Source organism: Spiroplasma sp. Moj (assembly GCF_016082285.1).
GTDB lineage: Bacteria > Bacillota_I > Bacilli_A > Mycoplasmatales > Mycoplasmataceae > Spiroplasma > Spiroplasma phoeniceum.
This window is the reverse complement of sequence record NZ_MQTY02000101.1, coordinates 1-3669: the sequence shown is the minus strand read 5'-3', so window position 1 is coordinate 3669 and position 3669 is coordinate 1. Positions and strand designations below refer to the sequence as shown.

Annotated in this window: 3 protein-coding genes; 1 reads left to right on the top strand and 2 read right to left on the bottom strand. The window is 22.2% G+C overall.

What is annotated here, in order from left to right; all coding sequences use genetic code 4:
• The first annotated feature begins 2185 nt into the window (after positions 1-2185).
• Entirely contained in the window at positions 2186-2707 is a 522-nt protein-coding gene (locus BST80_RS04575; RefSeq protein ID WP_415746164.1) for a lipoprotein, read from the top strand.
• A gap of 38 nt (positions 2708-2745) precedes the next feature.
• On the opposite strand, the gene BST80_RS04570 is transcribed toward BST80_RS04575, so the two are convergent.
• Both BST80_RS04570 and BST80_RS04565 read right to left on the bottom strand, forming a co-directional pair.
• Complete coding sequence (locus BST80_RS04570) at positions 2746-3243, bottom strand: hypothetical protein (protein WP_415746163.1); 498 nt, start codon at positions 3241-3243, stop codon at positions 2746-2748.
• Positions 3244-3420: 177 nt separating this feature from the next.
• The coding region (locus BST80_RS04565; RefSeq protein ID WP_415746162.1) for a hypothetical protein at positions 3421-3669 on the bottom strand (249 nt) is incomplete at its 5' end.

Sequence of the window (3669 nt, the reverse complement as noted above, 5' to 3'; positions counted from 1 at the left end):
CTTGAGGATTTAGATATTTATTTCATTACAAGAAATAGTTTGACTTTTACATTACGGTTATATTATATTATATCTATCAACAATCTAACTATTTCTATTAATCAAACAGTATTTATTTATTTTATTTTATTTTATATATATGAGGCAGAAACTGAAATAGCCAATCGAATATTAGGCGATCATATTATTATGTGTGATCTTTACAATAAAATTATACAGGATTGGCTTCTCGAATTCAGTGAAATTTAATTGATCTCTAATGCCAAAGCGGTGATGATATTATTACAATTTTAAATGAATGAATGAAAAAGTATAAAATAAAATAAAATAAATAAATAATTAAGTTAAATAAAATAAATAAAATATTTTAAATATTTTATACATGCCGCATTTTAAACGGAGTGCATAATGTGATGTAAACAATTATTTTAATATATTATGTTTAACTATATAACTATAAGGGAAGTATAATTAAAAAATAATATTAAAATATTCAAATATTTATTTTTTAATGAAACTCCACTTTAAACTAAATATATAAAAATATAAATACAAAATCAGGATATAATTAAGTACTCTATTTAACTATTTGGCAGATTATATAATAAGTACTATAACTAGAACTGCGCATTTATTTATTTATTTTTACAAATTATTTTAGAAATAATATATAGACGAATTGGACTAGAACGACTTAGCGTAATCTACTGATCCAGAGCATATATATATATATGCACATATATTAAAAATAAAGTTAGCCCTACCTTCGGCCTGTGGCACACATTCTACCACAAAAATTATATTTGAATTCATATACGCAATAGGCTGAGAATTTAAAAATATAGAGCCAGATCTGACAGTTTATGCATGATTAAGCTTTTATTATTTTTTTAATATATTTTCTCTTAAGCTGGGCTACCATAGAAGTGCGTAAAAACTTTATTGTTTTCGAAAAAAAGAANNNNTNNNCTATCTTTTTTATAAACTTAATATATTTTATTGCTAATTTANCCTTTAAAACGCGTCATAATAGTCATTTTTCAAGATAAAATTTTGTAAATAATTCATAATTTTGCTTGTATATATATACTGAAGGTAAATCTTGATGAAGAATTTCAATAAATAGTTTCAAGATAAGAAAAGGAGAAAAAACACGTAATGAAAAAATTACTTAGTTTATTAAGCGTATTAGCAATTAGTGGAAGTGCAGTACCAACAACAATTGCCGCCAGCCCTTATCAAAAAAAACAAAGTATAAGAGTAAAAAGACAAACNNNACAAAGNCCTATTTTTAAAACTAATGGAGCTGACATTCCAACAGAACAACAAATCAAAGATAAATTAATTAATAAATATCCACACATAGCGGCTGAACAAATTAAAGTCAAAAATATTACTAGTAATTCTGTAAATATTACTATAGATGGATTTTCTGGAGAAACAACACTTACTTTTATAGTTGATAAATCTATACCTTTAAACAATGTTATTGCAAACCCTAATTTAGGAGAAATAGATTTTTCAAAATTAGGTAATAGTTATNAAGAACAAATTAAGTTTAGATTATTAGAATTAAACCCACAATTAGACACAACAAAAATTAATGTTACAAGTATTACAACAAGTAATGCTAAAGTTAATTCAAATGATATAAATATTTATAATGGTGAATTAAATATTAAATATAGTAGACCAGTAAAATTAATTATTAAAAACATTGAATTAGATTCAATTAGAACTAATGGTTTAAATTTATCAACAGAACAACAAATCAAAGATAGATTAAAAGAATTAAATCCAAATTTAGCAGATATTATAAATGATTTTGAGGTTAAAAATATAACTCCTACATATGCAAAAATAAGTTATAAACAAAAAGATATTTTAAGTGGTGAAGTAGTCGTTACTTTTATATCTAATATTAATTTAAATAAAATTATTAAAAATAATAATTTAGGTGAATTTAAAACTGAAAATTTATCTAATCCAACAAAAGAACAAATTAAAAATAAACTAAAAGAAATGTATACCGACTTAGATATTACAAAAATTAAAGTTGAAAATATTAGTAATACCAATGCAATTATCTATTCTTCTGATACAAATACTTATACGGGAAATATAATTGTTAATTATACTGTTTCAATAGATTCACTTAATTGATAATAAAAGAGGAAATAATTAAATGAAAAGATTATTAAGTATTATTGGATCAATAGCCTTAATTGGAACAAATACAACAAGTTTAGTTGCTTGTGATAATATATCAGAATATACACCCGAAGAATTAACAAAATTAAAAGAAGAAAATAAAATAAATACAACAAATCAAGAAATTAAAGATAATTTAGAATGAATAGCACCACAAGAAAAACCATTTAATACAGTTGATAATAAATGATATTATGTAGTATGGCGCGGGAACACAAATGATAATTGATTTATTGTTAAATTTAACAATGATAAAATTTATAAAGAACATAGAAAAATGTTAGATAAGAAAAATAATATGGAACTTTATATTGGTGTTGAAATTTATTGAGGTTATGAAACTGTTATTTTATTCATTGTTAATAATGATAATGATAGTGATGTTAAATGAAATAAAGATAATGGAAAATATTTTAAAGCAATTTATCGTTGAAATTTAGATAATAATGTACCTGATTTAGATATTTATACAGATGGTAATATAAAAGTTAAATAAAAATAAAAAAATAGGCTTAGCGTGTATTTTTCTATTTTTTATCTTGGTTTAATTGTAATTTTAACCGGTTTGTTGTTTTTACTAGTAAAATTTAATTTATCAGAATTATTTGAAAAAGTTAAATTATTAAAATTTCCAAATTTTTTATAGTCAGGATAATAAACACCAATAATTTTTGGTCATATTACTTTTGAAAATCTAATTTTTAATTTCATATCATTTGTATAATATACTTGTAAATATACATTTTGAACATTATTCTTATTTTCTATATTTTTAATTGATGATATCTGCATTAAAAATATTAATGATAATTGACTTCTGCCTTCAATTTTATATTGTGTATGATAATTTTCTTCTATTAAATCATCTGCTTTACTTATAACAAATGATTTAATTTTTGTTGAAATTTCATCTGTTTTAATGATTTTATTTTGAGGAAAATTAGCATTTGTTATTTGTTGTTTTCCACCGTATTTAACAACAAGTTTAGATAATTTGCCTAAAACGATACCACATATTTCAAATCCTGCCAATAATTCTGTTGTTTTACTATAATCATAATTTTCTATTTTAGTTGCACTATTAATAATAGAAAAATTATTAAGATTACTTATTTCTATTGTTTTATAAACATCTTGAAATTTACTAATGCTTTGAATTGTTGGGTCAATTTGTTTTAAATCAATTTCAGTTTCATAATAACCTATATATTATTCTGTATCATCAAATAAATTAACTATGTTATTTAATGTACTTTTGCATTGTTGTTGCACGGTAAAATTAAAATTAATAGGTAATTTTGCATTAGCGGGAATTATATCTTTGGTATAAGGTTGATAGTTATATGGCACTGGTGGTAAGACATATTGTGGGTAATTAAATGTTGGTATTTCATAATCATGTGGTAATAAGAAACTAGTTTTATAGTTAGTTGTCATATCGCGTAAATAATTATTTAA